The following is a 301-nucleotide window of genomic DNA, read 5'->3' on the forward strand; positions in this document are numbered from 1 at the left end:
TGCGGATCCTGCCGGTCTCCTTGTTCATCCGCTCGATGCGGGTGTCGAGGATCTCCAGCGCCGGCGTGATATGGTCGGTGGCGTCGAGCACGTCGTCGACAGACACGTCCGGGCCGGCGAGCGGCGCCTTCATGACGAAGGCGATCTCGGCCTCGATCCGCGGCTGGATGAAGCGGCCGGCCGGAACCGTGGCGCCGTCCTCGAAGAACATGTCGTCGAACAGAATGCCCGAGTCTGGAATGTCGATGCTGAGCGCCGACTGCATCGCCTTCGAGGTCAGGCCGATCTTCCAGCCCTTGAT

The 301-nt window shown here is 64.8% G+C and carries 1 pseudogene; it reads right to left on the reverse strand.

Features of this window, described 5'->3' with window-relative positions:
• A pseudogene (locus EN807_RS34365) lies at positions 1 to 301 on the reverse strand (2-oxo-hepta-3-ene-1,7-dioic acid hydratase); the annotation flags it as partial.

The sequence above is a fragment of the Mesorhizobium sp. M5C.F.Ca.ET.164.01.1.1 genome, assembly GCF_004792125.1.
GTDB lineage: Bacteria > Pseudomonadota > Alphaproteobacteria > Rhizobiales > Rhizobiaceae > Mesorhizobium > Mesorhizobium wenxiniae.